The organism is Asprobacillus argus (assembly GCF_032248395.1).
GTDB classification, from domain to species: Bacteria; Bacteroidota; Bacteroidia; order Flavobacteriales; family Flavobacteriaceae; genus Polaribacter; species Polaribacter argus.
Genome location: NZ_JAVTTO010000002.1, coordinates 445629 through 466894, shown reverse-complemented (window position 1 = coordinate 466894; position 21266 = coordinate 445629). Strand labels below are relative to the sequence as shown.

General features: G+C 34.5%; 17 protein-coding genes. 10 read left to right on the top strand and 7 right to left on the bottom strand.

Annotation, left to right across the window (positions count from 1 at the left end; translation table 11 throughout):
* Window positions 1–40 precede the first annotated feature (40 nt).
* Window positions 41–508, top strand: a complete 468-nt coding sequence (locus tag RQM59_RS05820; RefSeq protein ID WP_349241143.1) for a DUF6495 family protein — start codon at window positions 41–43, stop codon at window positions 506–508.
* Here RQM59_RS05820 and RQM59_RS05815 read toward each other — a convergent pair.
* Window positions 489–1172 (bottom strand): SIR2 family NAD-dependent protein deacylase, encoded by a 684-nt coding sequence (locus tag RQM59_RS05815; protein ID WP_349241142.1) that lies wholly within the window; start codon window positions 1170–1172, stop codon window positions 489–491. The genes RQM59_RS05820 and RQM59_RS05815 overlap by 20 nt on opposite strands.
* Before the next feature lie 49 nt (window positions 1173–1221).
* Between RQM59_RS05815 and RQM59_RS05810 the strand changes: the two genes are divergently transcribed.
* From RQM59_RS05810 to RQM59_RS05800, 3 genes are read left to right on the top strand one after another with little or no spacing between them, the layout of a single operon-like run.
* Entirely contained in the window at window positions 1222–1899 is a 678-nt protein-coding gene (locus RQM59_RS05810) for a TrmH family RNA methyltransferase (RefSeq protein ID WP_349241141.1), read from the top strand.
* A 34-nt stretch (window positions 1900–1933) separates the two neighbouring features.
* Window positions 1934–2338 carry a VOC family protein gene (locus RQM59_RS05805; protein WP_349241140.1) on the top strand — a complete coding sequence of 135 codons (405 nt, stop codon included), beginning with the start codon at window positions 1934–1936 and terminating at the stop codon, window positions 2336–2338.
* Between the two features lie 12 nt (window positions 2339–2350).
* Entirely contained in the window at window positions 2351–2938 is a 588-nt protein-coding gene (locus RQM59_RS05800; protein WP_349241139.1) for a YdeI/OmpD-associated family protein, read from the top strand.
* 1 nt (window position 2939) lies between these two features.
* Here RQM59_RS05800 and RQM59_RS05795 read toward each other — a convergent pair whose 3' ends face one another.
* The 6 genes from RQM59_RS05795 to porX all read right to left on the bottom strand — a co-directional run bounded on the left by RQM59_RS05795 (window position 2940) and on the right by porX (window position 15077).
* Window positions 2940–3311 carry a DUF4258 domain-containing protein gene (locus RQM59_RS05795; protein WP_349241138.1) on the bottom strand — a complete coding sequence of 124 codons (372 nt, stop codon included), beginning with the start codon at window positions 3309–3311 and terminating at the stop codon, window positions 2940–2942.
* A 63-nt stretch (window positions 3312–3374) separates the two neighbouring features.
* On the bottom strand, window positions 3375–7451 hold the full coding sequence (locus RQM59_RS05790) for a T9SS type B sorting domain-containing protein (RefSeq protein ID WP_349241137.1): 4077 nt from the start codon (window positions 7449–7451) through the stop codon (window positions 3375–3377).
* 259 nt (window positions 7452–7710) lie between these two features.
* Complete coding sequence (locus RQM59_RS05785) at window positions 7711–11844, bottom strand: T9SS type B sorting domain-containing protein (protein ID WP_349241136.1); 4134 nt, start codon at window positions 11842–11844, stop codon at window positions 7711–7713.
* 54 nt (window positions 11845–11898) lie between these two features.
* Window positions 11899–13095: an alanine dehydrogenase gene (locus RQM59_RS05780; RefSeq protein WP_349241135.1), complete on the bottom strand. Its 1197-nt coding sequence runs from the start codon at window positions 13093–13095 to the stop codon at window positions 11899–11901.
* A complete protein-coding gene (gene tsaE / locus RQM59_RS05775) occupies window positions 13092–13505 on the bottom strand; it encodes a tRNA (adenosine(37)-N6)-threonylcarbamoyltransferase complex ATPase subunit type 1 TsaE (protein ID WP_349241134.1) in 414 nt (137 codons plus the stop codon). Before tsaE ends, RQM59_RS05780 begins: the two co-directional genes overlap by 4 nt.
* Before the next feature lie 24 nt (window positions 13506–13529).
* Window positions 13530–15077, bottom strand: coding sequence for a T9SS response regulator signal transducer PorX (gene porX, locus RQM59_RS05770; RefSeq protein ID WP_349241133.1), 1548 nt, complete (start codon window positions 15075–15077; stop codon window positions 13530–13532).
* A gap of 143 nt (window positions 15078–15220) precedes the next feature.
* Here porX and RQM59_RS05765 point away from each other — a divergent pair, with 143 nt between their 5' ends.
* Genes RQM59_RS05765 through RQM59_RS05740 form a run of 6 tightly spaced genes read left to right on the top strand, consistent with a single transcriptional unit; the run spans window position 15221 to window position 21246 of the window.
* Window positions 15221–16459, top strand: coding sequence for an HD domain-containing protein (locus RQM59_RS05765; protein ID WP_349241132.1), 1239 nt, complete (start codon window positions 15221–15223; stop codon window positions 16457–16459).
* A gap of 29 nt (window positions 16460–16488) precedes the next feature.
* The gene (gene lpxD / locus RQM59_RS05760; protein ID WP_349241131.1) at window positions 16489–17526 is read left to right on the top strand and encodes a UDP-3-O-(3-hydroxymyristoyl)glucosamine N-acyltransferase; all 1038 of its coding nucleotides are present in this window, start codon (window positions 16489–16491) and stop codon (window positions 17524–17526) included.
* On the top strand, window positions 17523–18914 hold the full coding sequence (locus RQM59_RS05755; RefSeq protein ID WP_349241130.1) for a bifunctional UDP-3-O-[3-hydroxymyristoyl] N-acetylglucosamine deacetylase/3-hydroxyacyl-ACP dehydratase: 1392 nt from the start codon (window positions 17523–17525) through the stop codon (window positions 18912–18914). Before lpxD ends, RQM59_RS05755 begins: the two co-directional genes overlap by 4 nt.
* 1 nt (window position 18915) lies before the next feature.
* Window positions 18916–19698, top strand: a complete 783-nt coding sequence (lpxA, locus tag RQM59_RS05750; protein WP_349241129.1) for an acyl-ACP--UDP-N-acetylglucosamine O-acyltransferase — start codon at window positions 18916–18918, stop codon at window positions 19696–19698.
* A gap of 15 nt (window positions 19699–19713) precedes the next feature.
* Window positions 19714–20280, top strand: coding sequence for an elongation factor P (gene efp, locus RQM59_RS05745; RefSeq protein ID WP_349241128.1), 567 nt, complete (start codon window positions 19714–19716; stop codon window positions 20278–20280).
* A 39-nt stretch (window positions 20281–20319) separates the two neighbouring features.
* Window positions 20320–21246 (top strand): UDP-3-O-(3-hydroxymyristoyl)glucosamine N-acyltransferase, encoded by a 927-nt coding sequence (locus tag RQM59_RS05740; protein WP_349241127.1) that lies wholly within the window; start codon window positions 20320–20322, stop codon window positions 21244–21246.
* Window positions 21247–21266 lie beyond the last annotated feature (20 nt).

Sequence of the window (21266 nt, the reverse complement as noted above, 5' to 3'; positions counted from 1 at the left end):
TGAACCGCCTTAATACAGGCGGTTTTTTTATTAAAATTTTATGAAGTACAGGCAACTTACCAAAGAACAATTAGAGTCATTACATCATGAGTTTGCTCAATTTTTGGGGACCCAAAAAATTGATGTACAAGAATGGGGTGAGATCAAGAAGAATAAGCCAGAATTAGCCGAAGAAGAATTGAACTTGTTTAGTGATATGGTATGGGAGGATGTTTTAAACAAAGTGAACTACCTGGAACACTTTTCAAAGAATTCTATCAATCTTTTTAAATGTGATGAACATGTGATACAGAGAATTGTGATTACCATTCATAATGATATTGATCTATTTTCAGAAGATGGATACAAGTGGTTATTACAAAATCCCAAAGATGACGCCATAGAGTATTTAACCGGAACAAAAAAGTATGCCTTAGAAAGAAACCATGAATTATTTGATCTCATAGAGAAGGGGAGTAGTATCTCAAAAGGTGAGTTATACGAGTACTTTAACCAATTAACTTCTTAAGGAGTTTACTTGTTCCACCAACAGCAGTATCTTCAATAATGGTAAGGTTTCTATAAGAACCTTCATAGATACTCGGTTTCGGGTCTATAAAATAAATGGGGGTATTTGGTTTACAAAAATCAATTAACCCAGCGGCAGGGTACACCTGCATAGAAGTCCCTATAATGACCAAAACATCTGCCTGTTCGACAATTTCGACTGCTTTTGGAATCTTGGGAACATCCTCGCCGAACCAAACAATATGAGGGCGTAGTTGAGAACCTTTTTCGCATTTGTCTCCTAACACCAAATCTTTTTCCCAATGGTAAATGAGATTAGGATCATAAGTACTTCTCACTTTTCTTAATTGACCATGCAAATGCAATACATTAGAACTTCCTGCTCTTTCATGTAGGTCATCTACATTTTGAGTTACGATAGCTACCTCATAGTGTTTTTCGAGACTAGCTAGATTTTTATGTCCTTCATTAGACGACACCTCATTTAATTGCCTTCTTCGCTGGTTATAAAAATCTAATACTAATTCTGGGTTTCTACGATAACCTTCTGGACTCGCTACTTCCATTACATCATGCCCTTCCCATAAACCATCGGCATCTCTAAAAGTTTTGATACCACTTTCGGCGCTCATTCCTGCGCCCGTTAATACAACTAATTTCTTCATCGTAGTAAAAGTATGAATTTTATTATGTTTGTAAGAGAAGTTCACTTCTATGATGGATGAAAATTTATTGACATATTTAGAGGGGTATCTCACAGAAAAACGCAAAGCACTGTTTAAAAAAGTATTGGACGAGCGAACTCGTCATTTTACAGTTGTGTTAGAAGATATTTACCAGCAGCATAACGCTAGTGCCGTAGTCAGAACGTGTGATATATTTGGGATTCAAGATCTTCATGTTATCGAGAATAAGTATGTAAACAAAGTTTCGCGACATGTGGCAAAAGGTGCACAAAAATGGTTGACGTTTCATAGATATAGGCAAGACATGAACAATACAGATCCATGTTTACAAAATTTAAGAAACCAAGGATATCAGATCATTGCGACCACACCGCATAACGATTCTTGCCTGTTACAAGATTTTGATGTTACTAAGAAATCGGCATTTGTTTTCGGAGTAGAGAAGGAGGGGGTTTCAGACAAAATCATGGAGGAAGCAGATGGTTATTTGAAAATTCCAATGGTCGGTTTTACAGAAAGTCTAAATATTTCTGTAGCTGCTGCAATTATACTACAAGATCTAACCACAAGATTACGCACAAGTACTAGTAACTGGAAACTTTCTCAACATGAACAGGAACATCTATATGTAGAATGGGTGGAAAAGACCATAAAGAACGTTGAAAAAATAAAAGCCCATTATTTTGAAAATATTGCTGAGAAATAAATAACTTTAAACCATTAACCAAAAAAAATAAATTATGAAATGTGATGTATACCTAAACTTTGATGGTAATTGTGAGGAAGCTCTAGATTTTTATAAAAATGTATTTGATGGTGCCTACGAGGTAGTTATGCGCTATTCAGATGGGCCTCCAGAGTATATCGTAAAAGGAAATGAAGATAAGATCATGCATGCAACGCTAAGTATAGGCAATGACTGTGAAATAAAAGCGTCTGATAATTTTCATATGCCTGTGCACAAAGGGAATGCCTATCATGTATCTATTTTAACTGATGATGATGAACAAGGGGCTGATTTCTTTAAAGGGCTTTCTGAAGATGGAGAAGTAACTATGCCCTATAATGATGTTTTCTGGGGCGGTAAGTTTGGAAGCCTAATTGATCAATTTGGAGTTCAATGGATGATTAGTAGTCCACACTAAAACATGTCGTTCATGGAATCAAAAGTTACCGCATATATAGCCAAGCAAACCAACTGGAAGAAAGAATTGGAAAAGCTTCGAAGTATTCTATTAGATCTTCCTTTAGTGGAAACAGTAAAATGGGGAGCTCCATATTACACGGATAAAGGAAAGAATATAGTAGGAATGGCGGCATTTAAGCATCATTTTGGATTGTGGTTTACACAAGGTGCATTGCTACAAGATAAACATGGAAAGCTGATGAATGCGCAAGAAGGAAAGACAAATGCATTACGTCAATGGCGTTGTGTATCCATGGATGATATTGATGAAGAACTTATAAGAGTGTATGTGTTGGAAGCTATTGATAATCAACGTAACGGGAAAGCTATAAAACCGCAAAGAAAGCCATTGGTAATTCCTGACCTACTACAGAATGCTCTTGATAGTAATTCAGAGTTAAAGGAAAAGTATGAAAACTTCTCTTTAAGTCATAAAAGAGAATATGCTGATTACATCTCAGAAGCCAAAAGAGAAGCTACAAAATTGTCTAGATTAGAAAAGATCGTACCTATGATTTTAGAAAGTGTAGGGTTACATGATAAGTACAGGAATTGTTAACCTATTTTAACCAAACCTTATCTATGGTTGAAATAGAATCACAACGGATTACCCAAAAATCTATGTTGCTTTCATTATACTTTCCAGAAATATAATACTCACCACAAGGTTTCTTGCGTTGATCACTCTTACTAAAATTAACATCTCCGTTCAGAAGAATGGACTGTATTGCGGTAGAGTCAAGACTGTTTTTTGAAAGTGTGTTTAACGCATCATTTGAATAAATCATCTTTTTAACACGAATAGATTTAAGCGTTCTAGCATCTGGACCATAATCAAATGACACATCCTTTCCTTTCCATATAAAGAATACAACCACGGAGCCCAAAGACAGTCCTATTAAGTAATATCCAATTCGTTTAATCCAATGCATAAAATCTATTTAAATCGACCATGCAAAAATAATTGAATTAAATAGATTACAATAGTATTAGAACTATTTTCTTTGTAAGGCAAAATAGGAAACATATGTTCTTTGTACTCCCTCGAAAGTATACTCAACTCTAAACCAATAACTACTTGATGGAAGAAGGTTTCCGCTATTAGATAGACCATTCCAACCTTCACCTCCAGGAGTAATTTCCTTTACCAATTTCCCATATCTATCGAAAATTTTTATCGTAGCATCCGTAATATTACTTAGATGCGGAATATTCCATGTATCATTAACCCCATCTCCATTTGGTGTAAAAAACTTTGGATATCCAATAGCTCTAAATGGTATTGTTATATCTCCACAGAAGTTAGAAGTATCTCGAATCGTAATTGTATGATCTCCTGAGGGAATTCCTAAAAAGATATTGCTTGCTTGAAAAGCACCAGTGTTTAAGCGATATTCAAATGCGCCAAGACCAGGATCAATAAAGTCAATTCTAATATTTGCTTCTGGATCAAAAGGTTCTGTTAAAAAAGTAATTTCGGCACGTGGGCTAGAAGCCATAACTTCCACTTGGGTAGGCGCATAATTACAATCACTACCCACATCTGGAATTAATTTAATCGTCTCAACGGTATAAGTTCCAGCTTCAGTAGCTTCATAATTAGTACCTGTGCCCATCAAGGTAGCATTCAAGTACCAATTTACGGTATAAATTGACGGATCTAATCCAGATACTAAGATTGTAGATTGCGTGGTTAAACCAGATTCTGAATCAACACAAATGACTCCATCTTCTATGAGTAATTCTTGTAATGGATACACAGTTACACTAAACACCTCATCTCTAAAACAATCAGGAGCATTATCATTTACCAACCTAACATGTATCGTATATATTCCAGGCTCTGTTAAAGTAAAATCCGCAGGGGCAATTTCATTTACTGCATTGGGTTGTCTATAATAGGTTACTGTAACATCTGGAATATTAAATGTCTCTAAGGTAAAACTTTCACAAACTTCCTGATTTTGAAAGTTCTGAGAACTAGGAAGATTTATAATAGTAACTGTAAACTCATGATTATCAAAGCAAGTAACACGATCTCCACCTTCAGCATAAATAAAAAGGGTTTGTGTACTTGTAATAATATCCCCTGGAAACAATTGAGTTCCCTGACCAAAAGCTTCAGTAAAATACTCACCAACAGTAAGTGGTGGTAATGTATAATTATTGCAAATGCTTACATCTTCTAATTGGTCTACAGTGATCCCTACAATGTTAACGGTAAACACATTTTCTGAACTGCAGGTTGTTAAATCTGGATATTCATTATAAACATAGAGGGTTTGAGTGGTTGATATTATATCACCAGCATTTAACTGAGTCCCTTGGCCATTTGGTGCTGTAAAATAATTCCCATTAGTAAGTACGGGCAAGGTATATGGATCACATACGAAAATATCAGTAAAAGCATCTATCTGAGGTAAAGGCCGAATCTCTACATCAAAACTGTGCTCACTTGAGCAAACTCCATTAGTATCATATACATAAATGGTTTGGCTTGTAGAAATAATATCACCTGCGTTTAATTGTATTCCTTGACCATTGGGCTGTGTATAATAACTGCCAAACTGAATTGTTTCTAATTCATAGGGTTCATCAACACATCTTACGATGTCCGTAAAATGGTCTGAAATTGGAGGTGCTGGCAGAATGGTAACTTCAAAGGATAGGTTTGTTGTACAGTTATTACCATTTGTAGTCTCAACATAATAGTATACTGTTTGAGATGTACTTAAGATAGTGCCAACTGGTAGCTCCATTCCATTACCACCAGGCGCTGTAAAATATCCTCCTTGACCCGTTAATATTTGGGGTAATGTATAACTTCCACATGTAGTAACATCGGGGAAATCTGCTATATCTAAAATAGTAACACGGAATACAGATTGACTTGTACATCTGCCATCATCATTATATATAAAAATAAAGTCAAATATGCTGGTCAATTCATCGCCCGGGAAAAGTGCTAAACCTGTACCATTTTGTCCAGTAAAATAATTCCCATCTGTCAATGGTGGCAATACATAATTATTACAGCTTATTATATTTGGTGAGGTATCGACAGGTGGAGGTGTGTGTATGGTTATATCAAAGGGGATATCTGCACAGGGTACTCCGTTGAACTCAGAAAAATAATAAATTCTTTGATTAGAAGTAATTGTAGTACCTGGAGGTAATTCGATACCCGATCCATTAGGTCCTGTAAAAAAACTCCCTATTGGAGGTGTAGGAAGAACAAATTGCGCACAATGATCTGTTTCTATAGTATAACTTTGAGATACCTGTACATTAAATGAAGTTTCATTTGAACAACCATCAGCGTTAGTGTTATAGATATAAATTAATGAAGAACTGCTGATCACATCTCCTGAGTTATAGGAGGTACCATTTCCTCCTGATTGAGAAAAATAACCTCCATTCGTTAAACTTGGTAACGTGTAGTTATCACATACTGTAACATCTGGTAATGCATCCACAGGAGCAACTGCTGCTATATTGATCATAAAATCTACAATATCATAACAATCTGAGTTTGCATTGCTAACAAGTCTGGCCCAAAGAGGAGTATTAACAGCTGGAACTGGATAATTCGTTTCATTTATAATGGCGTTCATATTACTTGCAGCATCAGCCATACTTTCATAATAAACAATAGAATATTCCGCCATATTTAATCCATTTAAAATTTGGTTTTGAACATTGTTTGGAATATGGATACTTCCAGCATTTTCACAAACATTAAAATCATTTGGGTCCGTCGCGACAACATTTAAAGCGATCAATTCGAATTCAGCTCTTGAAGAACAAACTACATTCGTCAACCTATTTCTAGCCCTAACATAAATGATTTGTCCACCAGAACTTTGATAATTGTTTAAATCGCTATTCGGAATAGGAACGTTATTAATTGCATTTGTCAATGAACTGTAATACATCAATTCAAAAATTGTACTATCAAGGTTTACAGATGCTTCATTGTTTATCGTAAGATCGAAAAATGTATTAGCTCCATTATCACAGGCGGTTAAATTTTGGGGTGTTGTCAACTGTAAATTACTAATAGTTACTTGATCTGTAAGTACACAACCATTCGTAGTAACCGTGACATCGTATATACCAGGTTGATCAGTAATCAATGTTGGATTATTTTCCCCAGTAAGAATAGCCCCATCTCTCCGCCATACAAACAAATAATTTATGGTGTCGTTAATTTCAGTATCTAAAGTAATATTTTCCGAATTACAAATAGTAACATCATCTCCTAGGTTTACTGATGTTTCCAGACTACCTGCTGCTATGAAAATTGCTGAATCAAAATCAGAATCATTATAATCTCCAATCGCTAATTTTATCCTGTAATTGTTTCCAGGTATTACTCCTGTCGAAGCATTCATTAAGATCGTATACCCTCTCATATTCAGAGAAGATGATGTTGGATCATCTACATTGTAGGTGCTAAACAAATCACTATTAACAGAATTACAAGATGAATTATATGTATTGTCTCTAATATCTCGGACAGAAGATATTGAGTTTGTTGTTCCGGGTACAACAGCTAAATTTGTTGTTTCTCCTGTGTCTAAATTCGTTAAGATAAAAGCAAAGACATCACTAAATCCACATTGCCATTCTCCATATTCATTGGAAGCAAACAAAAAATCGAAACCAAAATGATTTCCACTAGGCACAAAATCAAACTCTAAATAGCCCACATCAACAATGGTAGACACTTGTCCTAAATTATTAGAAATTGTTTGTAGATCAGAATCGCTGGCTGTGGTAACTTGACTGCTTAAACCCAGCCCCGTATATGCTCCTTGGGATAAAAGCGCATTTCCATTTCGAATAATAACACCTTCATTAATTGGAAAATTAGAGCTATTATTATTAAAATACCCAACAGATTGGGAAGAAGACACTCTTTGATTGGATCTAGCGTCACATGACGCGTCCATCAATATATCAACGAGCTGGTTAGGAGTATTCGAAATATCCACACTAACTGTCTGAGAATTGACAGAAGAAACAATAAAAAGAAATACAGTTAAAAATGAATACATGACAACATTCATGCAAGTCCATTTATAACTGTTTACAACAGTAAATATAGCCCCCATTTAACTACGCCCAATTAAGTTTTCTTTTTCGATTGTCTAAATATAACAAACCATTGGTTAAAATAAACCTTATACGTTCAATAATTTTAAGTTACTTTGAATTACAAATTATTTGAACGTATATTTCTTTACTTTATGACACTAAAACTTCAATAAAGTCACTATTTATAAAATCATAATTGTTGTCAACAACAATATTGAAGTGCATAAAATGTTATCCTCTTTTTAATGCGAAATAAGAAGCATACGTTTTTTGCACACCTTCAAATACAAAATCTACTTTGAACCAATAGCTATTTGATGGCAACTCATCTCCGCTATTAGACATACCATTCCAACCTTCTCCAGAAGGTGTTATTTCTTTTATGAATTTACCGTAACGATCAAAAATTTTAATAGTAACATCCGACATATTGCTTAAATCAGGAATATTCCATGTGTCATTAATGCCATCTCCATTAGGTGTAAAGAAAGAGGGGTGAGATATCGAGGTAAATGTTAATTGCATATCTCCACACAAATTTGATAGATCTCTAATCGTAACTATATGATCTCCAAATGGGATGTTTAAAAAAATATTACTTGTTTGAAATGGTCCGTTATTTAATTGATATTCATAGTTTCCTAATCCAGGATCAATAAAATCTACACGAATATTCGTTTGTGGATCAAAAGGCTCTGTAAGGAAAGTGATTTTCGCTTGAGGGCTAGATGCTCTAACTTCCACTTGCGTAGGTCCATAATTACAATCACTACCAACATCAGGGACCAACTTTGTTGTTTCAACAGTGTATGTTCCAACTTCTGTTGCATCATAACTCGACCCCGTTCCCATTAAGGTACTGTTTAGATACCAATTGACCTCATAAATTGATGGATCTAAATTTGATTCTAACGTAGCAGATTGTATGGTTAAACCAGAATCTGCATCAACACAAATAATTGCATCTTCAATACGAAGTTCTTGCAATGGATGCACCGTAACACTAAATACTTCATCTACATAACAAGCCCCATTATTAGGGTCTTGCGATCTAGCATGTATTGTATAAATTCCTGGTTCTGTTAGCGTGTAATCAGCAGGATTAATTAAGTTCACACCATCGGGTTGTCTATAATAAGTAACCATCAAATTTGATGTATTTATAGTAGGTAAGGTATAGGTCCCACAACTCTCTTGATTTTGAAAATTTTGTATTAGTGGTGTGCTAGAAACGGTAACGGTAAATTCATGATTATCAAAACACGTAAAACGATCTCCATTCTCTGCATAAATATATAGTGTTTGTGTTGCAGTAATTACATCGCCTTGTACTAATTGTGTTCCTTGCCCAAATGGTTCTGTATAGTAATCCCCAACAGTTAATGTTGGCAACACATAGCTATCACATACATTCACATCCTCTAAGGGATCTACAGTAATTCCTAAAACATTAACGGTAAAGACATTTTCAGATGCGCATGTTGTTAAATCTGAATATTCTTCATAGATATAGATAGTTTGCGTAGTAGTTATAACATCCCCCGAATTTAACTGTGTGCCCTGTGCATTTGGTTCTGTATAATAGCTTCCAACAGATAACTCAGGAAGAATATAAGGCTCACACACAAATATATCGGTAAAGTTATCAATTGGTGGTAATGGACGTATTTCTACTTCAAAACTATGTTCACTTGAACAAAATCCATTACTATTATAAATATAAATAGTTTGGCTGGTTGAAATAGTATCACCAGCATGCAATAAAGTCCCTTGACCGTTAGGTTCCGTGAAATATCTTCCACTTTGAATCGATGGCAACTGATAAGGAGTATTAATACACGTAACAACATCCGTCAGGTTATCTGAAATGGGAGGAATTGGATTAATAGTTACATTAAACGATAAATCCGTGGTGCAATTGTTTGCATCGGTTGTCTCGACATAATAATATATTTCTTGTGATGTATTTAAGATAGTGCCTACGGATAGTTCTGTACCATTCCCTCCTGGTTCGGTAAAGTATCCTCCAACACCACTTGCAATTTGAGGTATTGTATAAGTTCCACATGCATTAACATCAGGAAAATCTGACGGGTCAATAATAACAGTTAAAAAACGTGTTTCACTAGAACACATGCCATCATTATTATAGATATAAACATAACTAAACGAAGAATCTAGCATATCTCCGGCAAAAAGTGCCAACCCAGTACCATTTTGTCCTGTATAATAATTACCGTGTGTCAATGGTGGTAATGTATAGTTGGTACAAGAGGTAATATCAGGGTGTGTATCTACTGGAGGAGGAGTGTGAATAACAATATCAAATGGTTTATCAGTACAAAAATTCCCTGCAAATTCAGCGTAATAATATATTCTCTGATCGGTTGTCAATATGGTCCCTACATCAAGAATTGTACCCGTCCCGTTCGGTCCATTAGAAGCTGTGTAAAAATTCCCAAAAGGTGCTGCAGGCACTACAAATTCTGAACAATAATCAGTTTCTATGGAGTAAGACTGAAGTACTGAAATTCTGAAAGATGATTCAACAGAACACCCATTTGCATTCGTATTATAAATATACATTCTTATAGAACCAGAGATCACATCTCCTGCATTAAAAGATGTTCCAGTTCCTTCCGGTCCTGAAAAATAGTTCCCTTCAGTAAGTGCTGGTAATGCAAAACTGTCGCAAACAGTAATGTCTGGCAAAATATCTATATTAGGTAAAATATTTATATCTACATTAAAATCAACAATATCAAAGCATCCAAGAGCATTGTTAGACATTCTAGCCCAAAATGTTGAATTAATAGATGGGACACTAAAGTTCGAAGGTGATTGAATTTCATTCTCTGCATTAGTAGCATCAACAAGACTATTATAATAAGATACCGTAAACTCAGCAGGATCTAGTCCATTGAGAATTTGGTTTTCAACGGTATTTGGAATATCAATTGTGGCTATATTTTCACAGATTGAAAAATCGTTAGGTTCTCCCACGTCAAAACTTGTAACTCTTAAATTAAAATCCAGTAGAGTAGGGCAAAACACATTAGAATCTCTATCTCGGAATCTAAGGTAAATAGTTTGATTTCCTGAACTTTGATAATTTGATAATTCATCTATTGGAATCGAAATATTATTTGTTACGTTTGATTGCGAGCTGTAAAAAACAGCTTCATACTGATCTCTATTTACTCCTAATGCTCCTTCGTCATTAACCGTTAGGTCAAAAAAAGTGTCTGCTCCATTATCGCATTCATTTAAATCAATAGGAGTCCCTATTTGTAAATCGCTTATAATAATTTCATCCGATAAGACACAACCATTATTTGTGGTAACAAGGACACCATAAACACCTGTTCCATTAACCGTGATTGAAGGATCACTTTCTCCAACAATAGGAGCGCCATCTTTAGACCAAGCGAATGAGTAATTTATCATATCTGAAATGCCAGTGTCTAAGGTAACAGCATCATTTCCACATATAGTTTGATCCTCTCCTAAAGAAACAAACGAACTAAAACTTCCGGCCTCAATAAATACCGCGGAATCAAAATCGGAATCATTATAATCTCCTATTGCTAGTTTAATTCGGTAAGAGTTCCCTGGTGTTACTGCTGCTGAAGCATTCATAACCACAGTATAACCTCTCATATTTAAAACAGATGAAGAAGGATTAGCGGCGTTATAGGTACTAAATAAGTCTTCATTTACTGAATTACAAGAAGAATTGTAGGCACTATCTCTAATATCTTTGACAGATATTGGCGTTTCGGTACCTGGAACTACAGCTAAATTGATAGTTTCTCCGGTAGTAAGATCTGTTAGCAAAAAAGCGAATACATCACTAAAACCACATTGCCATTCTCCATATTCATTAGATGCAAATAAAAAATTGAAGCTAAAATTATTTCCATTTGCCGTAAAATCGAATTCTAAAAATCCTACATCGACAATGGTAGATATTTGTCCCGAATTATTACTGATTTCCTGTAAGTCAGAATCTCCATTATTACTTAATTCACTACTTAATCCCTGACCCGTATAAGGTCCTTGAGACAACAATACGTTTCCATTTCGGATAATAATACCTTCTTGTATAGGGAAATTTGAATTATTACTAGTAAAGTAACCAACAGATTGAGGTGATGATATACGTTGATTGGATCTTATAGAACATGAGCCATCCATAAGCCTATCTACAAGCTGTTCAGGCGTATTAGAGACATCAACGCTCACAGTCTGTGCAAATAAATCATCATGTGTCAATGATAATAGAATCATTGAAATAAGTATCATAAAACTCTTAACACTGGGGGCTTTACTGAAACTTTTAATAATAGGGGGGATAAATTTCATTCTTATAATGTTAAACTAATATTTACTCTTATATATTTTCTATATGCAATTCTTTTAAATAATTAATAAATTAATATCTCTATATGGCAGATCAAACCAATCTGCCACTGTTCTATTCGTTAGTATTCCATGATAAAAATACATACCATTTCGTAAACTTTTATCAAACCTTGCAGCATTTTCAAAACCTCCTTCGTTGGCAATATCCAATAGGTAAGGGGTAAAAATATTGCTTATAGAAAAAGATGCTGTTCTAGCATATCTAGAAGGAATGTTTGGGACACAATAATGTGTTACACCATGTTTCTTGAATGTTGGTTTACTATGGGACGTAACACTTGACGTTTCAAAACATCCGCCTCTATCTATACTTACATCAACAATAATAGCACCTTCTTTCATTTGCTCTACCATGATCTCTGTAACTATGACAGGCGACCTGTTATTTCCCCTAATGGCTCCTATAACAATGTCGCATCTTCTTAACGCCTTTGCTAATGTTTTAGGTTGTACCGTTGACGTGTAAATAGGTGAGTTTAAGCAATGTTGAAGCTTTCTAAGTTTTGTAATGGAATTATCAAACACTTTTATTCTAGCGCCAAAACCTAATGCTGTTCTTGCCGCAAATTCACCAACGGTTCCAGCACCCAATATCACAACATCAGTAGGAGGGACACCTCCTATATTTCCAAGCAATAATCCATTTCCATTATGAACACCGCTCATAAGCTCTCCTGCTATTAATACAGAAGCTGTTCCTGCTATTTCACTTAAAGATTTCACTATTGGGTATACACCATGCTCATCCTTTATGTAATCAAAGGCAACCGCTGTAATTCTTTTTTTAGCAAGTGTTTCAAAAAATATTTTCTTTTGAGTCTTTAATTGTAATGCAGATATTAATACACTTTGTGGATTAATGAGTTCAATTTCTTCTAGCGAAGGTGGAGCTACTTTTAAAATAATAGTACAGGCAAAAGCTTCCTTTACATCATATGATACTTTCGCACCTGCATCCGAATATTCTCGATCACTATAATTAGATCCTTCTCCTGCACCAGTCTCAATAACAATCTTATGACCTTGAGCAGACAAAGCGGCCACTGCATCGGGAGTCAAGCATACCCTCTTTTCTTCAAAATGAGTTTCCTTAGGAAGACCAATAAGAAGTTCTCCTTTTTGTTTTTTAATCTCAAGCATTTCTGCTTGAGGCAAGAGCTCTTCTTTACTGAAAGGGGAATATAAACTCATACGTTATTCTTTAGCTGAATGTTTCTTTTACCACCTTCTAGAAGCGATAAATATACTTCAGTTGACTCTAAAGGTAGTAAATTTTTAATATTTTCCGGCCATTCTATAAAACACCAATTGTCAGAATACAGATAATCCTCTACACCAATATCATACGCTTCTTCCTCTTTTGTGAGTCTGTAAAAATCAAAATGATATACCGCATCACCTGAACTGACATATTCGTTTACGATTGAAAAGGTAGGAGAGTGGGTAATATCTTTAACTCCTAAATGCTTACATATTTCTTTTATTAATGTAGTCTTTCCAACACCCATATCACCATAAAACAAAACTACTTTATGGGTTGCTTCGGTTAAAATTTGTTTTGCGATCTCAGGTATTTCTTTTAGAGCATACTCTTTTTCCATATAATAAAATTATGAAAATATAACTTATCTCGGATTATAGACACCACAAGGAATAATCATTTCCTCTAACGAAACACCACCATGCTGGTAGGTATTTCTATAATATTTTACAAAATGATTAAAGTTATTTGGATATGCAAAGAAAAGATCTTCTTTTGCAAATATAAAAGGACTATTAATAGTAAGACTTGGCAAGAAAATATCTTTTGGATTTCTTACGGCGTATACGTCCTTCTCCTCATATGACAAGCTTTTTCCGGTTTTATATCTTAAATTAGAACTAATATTTTTATCTCCGATGACCTTAGAAGGATGTTTACAGTTAATGGTACCATGATCCGTTGTAATAATTAGTTTTTGCCCCAATTGTTGTGCCTTCTGAATAATTTCGTATAAAGGAGAATTCTTAAACCAGCTCACAGTAAGCGAACGATATGCTTTGTCATCACCAGCTAATTCTTTTATAACTTCCATTTCAGTTTTGGAATGTGATAGCATGTCTACAAAATTATATACAACGACCGTTAGATCATTCTGCTTTGTTCCATTATAATTATCTGCCAGTTCCTTTCCTTTTCTAAGGTTTGATATTTTAAAGTATTGATGCTCAATTTGTAATCCAGACCTTTTTATTTGTTCCGTTAAAAATTCATTTTCAAATAAGTTCATCCCACCTTCATCTGTATCATTCTTCCAATATTGAGGATATCTCTTTTCCATTTCAGAAGGCATCAATCCTGAGAAGAGTGCGTTTCTCGCATATTGGGTTGCCGTAGGTAAAATACTAAAGTAAGCCTGTTCTTCTTCCTTTTTATAATGGTTATTCAATATAGGCTCCAATACTCTGTATTGGTCCAATCTTAAATTATCAATAACTACCCAAAGTAGCCCTTGTTTCTTACTTAAATTGGGTACAACATAATCTTTGAAAAAAGTATGCGAAAATGTAGGTTTATCATCGGAGGTTAACCAATCCTGATAATTCTTCTTAATAAACTTATAAAACAAGTTGTTCGCTTCTGCTTTTTGACTTTCCAAAATACCAAGCATGCCGGTATCATTAATATCTTCTAATTCTAGTTCCCAATGTACCAGTTTGTTATATAACTCTATCCATTCTTCATATGAATTAACCATTGCAAGGTCCATAGATATCTTTCGGAATTCTTGTTGATAGTTTGAGGTAGTCTTCTCTGAAATTAATCTTGAATGATCCAAATTCTTTTTAAGACTTAAGAGTATTTGATTAGGGTTGACAGGCTTTATCAAATAGTCTGCAATTTTAGAACCTATAGCTTCTTCCATAATGTATTCTTCTTCACTCTTAGTAATCATCACTATAGGAAGAGTAGCTTGCTTTTGTTTAATCGCACTCAATGTTTCCAATCCAGAAATCCCAGGCATATTCTCATCTAAAAACACAATGTCAAAACGTTCTTCTGATGCAAGATCAATGGCATCTGCACCATTCGTGCAAGTGGTCACGTTATAGCCTTTGTTTTCTAAAAAAAGAATGTGAGGCTTCAATAAATCAATTTCATCATCTACCCAGAGTATTCGAATATCTATCATTAATATAGTTTTATCTTAAAACGATAAAAGTATTCAATTGTTATCATTTATTTTCAAATAATTTGGAATTATAGAGTAGCATTATTTGGTAGTGTAGCTAATTTGCTTTTAGTTTGTGGTTTATCTATACAAAAAATGCATCCTTGAAAACGCATACCCATAATAAATTGAAAATATTAAATGATCCTATTTATGGTTTTATAAGAATTCCGAATAGCTTGATATTTGACATTATTGAACATCCATATTTTCAACGATTGAGAAGGATCTCACAAATGGGGTTATCTAATCTGGTATATCCTGGAGCAAACCACACAAGGTTTCATCATGCCGTTGGCTGCATGGATTTAATGCAAAAAACAGTACGCGTTTTACGAGTTAAAGGTATTGCAATTTCTGAAGAAGAAGAGGAGGCTTTATGTATAGCAATTCTGTTGCATGATATAGGTCATGGACCGTTCTCTCATGCTCTGGAGCATAGTATTGTTAACGAAATTTCTCACGAAGAGATTTCTTTACTCTTCATGATTAATTTGAATAAAGAATTTGGCGGCAAGTTAAGTTTAGCAATAGAAATTTTTACCAACAAACATTCAAGAAAGTTCTTACATCAATTGATCTCTAGTCAATTAGATATTGACAGACTTGATTATTTAAAGAGAGATAGTTTTTATACAGGAGTTACAGAAGGTAATATTAGTTCGGATAGATTAATTGCGATGATGAATGTTGTTAATGACGAATTAGTGATTGAGAAAAAAGGAATTTATTCTGTTGAGAAATTTTTAATCGCTAGAAGGCTTATGTACTGGCAAGTATATTTACATAAAACGGGATTAGTTGCAGAAAACATGATGGTCAAATTACTACAAAGAGCCAAAGAACTTACAAATAAAAGGTACGATCTTCAGTTGAATGGGACTTTAAACTTTTTTCTAAATACAAAAGTATCGGCTAGTGATTTTTCTGAGAGTATTTTGCATGAGTTTTCCAAACTAGATGATATAGATGTATTGGCAGCAGTAAAGACCTGGATGCATCATTCAGACAAAGTATTATCAACACTATCAAAAATGATTTTCTATAGAAAGTTGTTTAAAATAGAGTTAACGGATAGTCCTGTTGATGATAATGATAAAAAGGATCGAATTAAATCCCTAAGAGAAAAATATCATCTAAGTGAAAATGAGGCGAATTACTTTGTTTTTTCAGGTACTATTTCAAATCAGGCATATGCTAAGGAACAGCCGATCAAAATTTTAAATAAAAAAGGGAAACTAAAAGATATAGCGGAAGCATCAGACCAGTTAAACCTTCAAGCCCTCTCGGAACCTGTGGTGAAACATTTTATATGTTATCCTAAGAAAATGTTACTAGCCTAATCTTAAGTTTTTTCATACTTTTGCTGAACATGAAATTTACAGCTCAACAGATAGCAAATATTTTAGAAGGAGATGTGGTAGGTAATCCTGAGGAAGAAGTCTCAAAACTTTCTAAAATTGAAGAAGGAGAAAAAGGATCGCTAACCTTTTTATCCAACCCAAAATACAACTCTTATTTATATACGACAGAAGCTTCTGTTACAATAGTTAATAAATCATTAGAATTAGAAAAAGATGTTTCTACAACTTTAATAAAAGTTGAGAATGCGTATGAGTCCTTTTCAAAGTTGTTAGCGTTCTATAATGAGGTTAAGAACAATAAAACTGGTAGAGAAAATCCACATTTTGTTTCTGATTCTGCTCAAGTTGGGGAAGACGAATACATAGGAGCCTTTGCATATATTGGAAATAATGTAAAAATAGGTGACCGGGTAAAAATTTACCCCAATGCGTATATAGGGGATAATGTGACTATTGGTAATAATGTGACTATTTTTTCTGGAGCAAAAATATATTCAGAAACTCAAATAGGTAATGATTGTACTATTCATGCGAACTCGGTGATAGGGTCTGATGGTTTTGGTTTTGTTCCAAATGAGCAAGGAGAACTTAATAAAGTTCCTCAAACGGGTAACGTAATCATCGAAGATAATGTTGATATTGGGTCTGGATGTTCAATTGATAGAGCAACGCTGGGATCTACAATTATTAGAAAAGGAGTAAAACTTGATAACCAAATACAGATCGCTCATAATGTAGAGATTGGTAAAAACACTGTTATTGCGGCTCAAACGGGAATCGCGGGGTCTACCAAAGTAGGAGAATACTGTATGATTGGAGGTCAGGTCGGAATTTCAGGACACCTTACTCTTGGTAACAATTTAAAAATACAAGCACAATCTGGTATCTCAAAGAGTTTAAAAGACAACGAAGTTGTTCAGGGCTCTCCTGCATTTGGGTATTCAGATTTTAATAAATCATATGTATACTTTAGGAATTTACCTAAAATTGCATCAGTAGTAAATAAGTTAGAAAAAGAATTTAATGCTCAAAATGAGAAGTTATGAGTAAGCAACAGAAAACAATACAAAAAGAGGTAAGCTTATCTGGTGTAGGATTACACACAGGAAATGAAGTCAAACTAACTTTTAAGCCTGCTCCTGAAAACCATGGTTTTGCTTTTGTAAGAGTGGACTTAGAAGGTGCGCCAACAATAGAAGCAAGAGCAGAATATGTGGTAAATACGCAAAGAGGAACTAATTTGGAAAAGAATGGAGTTCTAATCCAAACCTCAGAACATGTACTTGCAGCTGCTGTAGGATTAGATATAGACAATTTAGTAATTGAAATCAATGCATCCGAACCACCAATTATGGACGGTTCCTCTAAATACTTTGTAGAAGCTTTAGAAAAAGCAGGTATCGATGAGCAAGAAGCAGCTATTGAAGAATACATTGTAAAGGATATTATCTCTTATAGAGATGATGTTACTGGAAGTGAGATTATTTTAATGCCCTCAGATGAGTATAAAGTAACAACCATGGTAGACTTTGGTACAAAAATATTAGGTACACAAAATGCTACTTTGGAAAGAATCTCTGATTTTAAAGAAGAGATAGCTGATGCACGTACGTTTAGTTTTTTGCATGAAATTGAAATGTTGTTAGAAAATGACCTTATTAAAGGAGGAGACCTTAATAATGCTATTGTATATGTAGACAAGGAACTTTCTGAAGGGACAATGCAAAAACTCAAGAAAGCCTTTAAAAAAGAAGATATATCCGTTAAATCAAATGGAATCTTAGATAATTTAAACTTGCATTGGGCTAATGAAGCAGCAAGGCATAAGCTCTTAGATGTTATTGGTGATTTGGCATTGACAGGCATAAGGATACGAGGTAAAGTAATTGCGAACAAACCAGGGCATTTAGTAAATACTCAATTTGCTAAGAAATTAGCGAAGGTTATCAAAGCTGAAAAAAGAAATAAAGTTCCTCAATTTGACTTAAGTGTAGAACCTTTAATGGATATTCATAAGATAATGGATATTCTACCACATAGACCACCTTTCTTATTAGTAGACCGTATTTTAGAGTTATCTGAAAAACATGTGGTTGGGATGAAAAATGTTACTATGAATGAAGATTTCTTTGTAGGTCATTTCCCAGGAGCTCCGGTAATGCCAGGTGTATTGCAGGTAGAAGCAATGGCTCAATGTGGAGGAATACTAGTATTGAGTACAGTTCCCGATCCAGAGAACTACTTAACATACTTTATGAAAATAGATAACGTTAAGTTTAAACAAAAAGTTTTACCTGGTGATACATTAATCTTTAAATGTGAATTATTAACACCTATTAGAAGAGGTATTGCACAAATGCAGTCTTACGGATATGCAAATAACAAATTAGTTGTAGAAGCAGAGTTAATGGCGCAAATCTCTAAAAGAAAGTAATATGAATCAACCTTTAGCATACGTACATCCTCAAGCGAAGATTGCTCGAAATGTTGTTATTGAGCCCTTTACAACAATCCATGCCAATGTACAAATTGGTTCGGGTACTTGGATTGGATCGAATGTAACGATTATGGAAGGGGCACGAATAGGTAAGAATTGTAGAATTTTCCCAGGTGCTGTTATTTCCGCTATTCCTCAAGATTTGAAATTTGAAGGAGAAGATTCTTTGACTGTTATCGGTGACAATACCACAGTTAGAGAATGTGTAACAATAAACAGAGGTACCAATGCCTCTGGAAAAACTAAAATTGGTAAAAATTGCTTGATTATGGCTACTGCCCATATTGCACATGATTGCCTTATAGGAGACAATGCAATTGTCGTAAATGGAGTTGCTTTAGCAGGTCATGTTACTATTGGAGATTATGCCATTATTGGTGGATTGGCTGCTGTGCATCAGTTCATTCATATTGGAGATCATGCCATGGTATCTGGTGGTTCGCTAGTCAGAAAAGATGTGCCTCCATTTACTAAAGCGGCTAAAGAGCCATTGTCTTATGTAGGAATCAATTCTATTGGTTTAAGAAGAAGAGGTTTCAGTACAGAAAAAATTAGAGAAATTCAAAACATTTACAGAATCCTTTATCAAAGGAATTATAATAACTCTCAGGCGGTAGAAAAAATTGAAGCTGAAATGGAAGCTACACCAGAGCGAGACGAAATAATTCTGTTTATCCGTAATTCTCAAAGAGGAATTATGAAGGGATATTCTGGAGGATAACATTAAAATTAAAATATGGCAACAACATCAGATATTAGAAATGGTTTATGTATTCGTTATAACAACGATATTTATAAAATTATAGAGTTTTTACATGTGAAACCAGGAAAGGGTCCTGCATTTGTTAGAACTAAGCTAAAAAGTGTAACAAACGGAAAGGTAGTAGATAATACGTTTCCTGCGGGAAGAAAAATTGAAGATGTACGAGTGGAAACTCACAAATTCCAGTATTTATATAAGGAAGGTGAAACGTATCACTTCATGAATAATCAAGATTATTCTCAAATATCATTGGAAAAAAGTGTATTGGATTCTCCGGAACTTATGAAAGAAGGCGAAGTAGTTACTGTTATCATTAATTCGGAAGATGAAATGCCTTTGTCTGTTGAAATGCCAGCAAGCGTTATTTTAGAAGTTACACATACGGAACCAGGAGTAAAAGGTAATACGGCGACAAATGCTACCAAACCAGCAACCGTAGAAACCGGAGCGAGGATCAATGTACCTTTGTTTATTAATGAAGGAGATAAGATAAAAGTAGAAACAACTAAGGGAACCTATCAAGAACGTATTAAAGAATAAATAGCATAGGGCTTTTTATTGTAAAAAGAACAACTCTCAATGAAATTCAAGTCACCACAAACTCTTTATGAAATTGCTACATTGATTGGTGCAAAATCTGTAGGTGATGACAATTTTAGCATCACAGGTATTAACGAAATTCATGTTGTAGAAAAAGGTGATATTGTTTTTGTTGATCATCCAAAATATTATTCAAAAGCATTAAACTCAGCGGCAACTACAATCTTAATTAACAAAAAAGTGGATTGCCCTGAGGGGAAAGCATTATTAATATCAAACGATCCATTTAGAGACTTTAATAAAATCACAAAACATTTTAATCCGTTTATCCAATCTAAGGATAGTATTTCAAATTCTGCCAAAATAGGAAAAGGAACGGTAATACAACCGAATGTTTTTATTGGCAATCATGTCGAAATAGGTGCAAATTGTCTTATCCATCCAAACGTCACAATATATGATCACTGTATTATAGGTAACGACGTTACGATACATGCCAATACAGTATTAGGAGCTGATGCTTTTTATTACAAAAACAGACCCTCAGGTTTCGATCAACTTATTTCAGGCGGTAGAGTGGTTTTAGAAGATGATGTCGATCTAGGCGCTTCCTGTACAATCGATAAGGGCGTTACAGGTGATACCACTATAAAAGAAGGAACAAAAATTGACAATCAGGTTCATGTTGGCCACGATACAGTAATTGGAAAAAAATGCTTAATTGCTTCACAAACGGGAATCGCTGGTTGTGTGGTTATTGAAGATGAAGTTACTATTTGGGGTCAGGTTGGAACAAATAGTGGAATCACTATTGGAAAAGGAGCTGTAATCCTAGGGCAAACAGGAGTTACTAAATCAATTGAAGGCGGTAAGACCTATTTTGGAACACCAATTTCGGAGTCAAGAGAAAAATTAAAAGAATTAGCAGAAATTAAAAGATTTTTAAAGGATCGAAAGAATGCTTAAAATTCTTTTTTTAAATCATT

Coding starts and splice junctions, on each gene's coding strand:
- RQM59_RS05795 (WP_349241138.1), bottom strand. CDS start 3,311: ATGCATTGGATTAAACGAATTGGATATTACTTAATAGGACTGTCTTTG.
- RQM59_RS05780 (WP_349241135.1), bottom strand. CDS start 13,095: ATGAGTTTATATTCCCCTTTCAGTAAAGAAGAGCTCTTGCCTCAAGCA.
- RQM59_RS05810 (WP_349241141.1), top strand. CDS start 1,222: ATGATGGATGAAAATTTATTGACATATTTAGAGGGGTATCTCACAGAA.
- RQM59_RS05740 (WP_349241127.1), top strand. CDS start 20,320: ATGAAATTCAAGTCACCACAAACTCTTTATGAAATTGCTACATTGATT.
- RQM59_RS05755 (WP_349241130.1), top strand. CDS start 17,523: ATGAGTAAGCAACAGAAAACAATACAAAAAGAGGTAAGCTTATCTGGT.
- porX (WP_349241133.1), bottom strand. CDS start 15,077: ATGATAGATATTCGAATACTCTGGGTAGATGATGAAATTGATTTATTG.
- tsaE (WP_349241134.1), bottom strand. CDS start 13,505: ATGGAAAAAGAGTATGCTCTAAAAGAAATACCTGAGATCGCAAAACAA.
- RQM59_RS05790 (WP_349241137.1), bottom strand. CDS start 7,451: ATGAATGTTGTCATGTATTCATTTTTAACTGTATTTCTTTTTATTGTT.
- RQM59_RS05785 (WP_349241136.1), bottom strand. CDS start 11,844: ATGAAATTTATCCCCCCTATTATTAAAAGTTTCAGTAAAGCCCCCAGT.
- lpxD (WP_349241131.1), top strand. CDS start 16,489: ATGAAATTTACAGCTCAACAGATAGCAAATATTTTAGAAGGAGATGTG.
- RQM59_RS05800 (WP_349241139.1), top strand. CDS start 2,351: ATGGAATCAAAAGTTACCGCATATATAGCCAAGCAAACCAACTGGAAG.
- RQM59_RS05820 (WP_349241143.1), top strand. CDS start 41: ATGAAGTACAGGCAACTTACCAAAGAACAATTAGAGTCATTACATCAT.
- RQM59_RS05805 (WP_349241140.1), top strand. CDS start 1,934: ATGAAATGTGATGTATACCTAAACTTTGATGGTAATTGTGAGGAAGCT.
- efp (WP_349241128.1), top strand. CDS start 19,714: ATGGCAACAACATCAGATATTAGAAATGGTTTATGTATTCGTTATAAC.
- RQM59_RS05815 (WP_349241142.1), bottom strand. CDS start 1,172: ATGAAGAAATTAGTTGTATTAACGGGCGCAGGAATGAGCGCCGAAAGT.
- lpxA (WP_349241129.1), top strand. CDS start 18,916: ATGAATCAACCTTTAGCATACGTACATCCTCAAGCGAAGATTGCTCGA.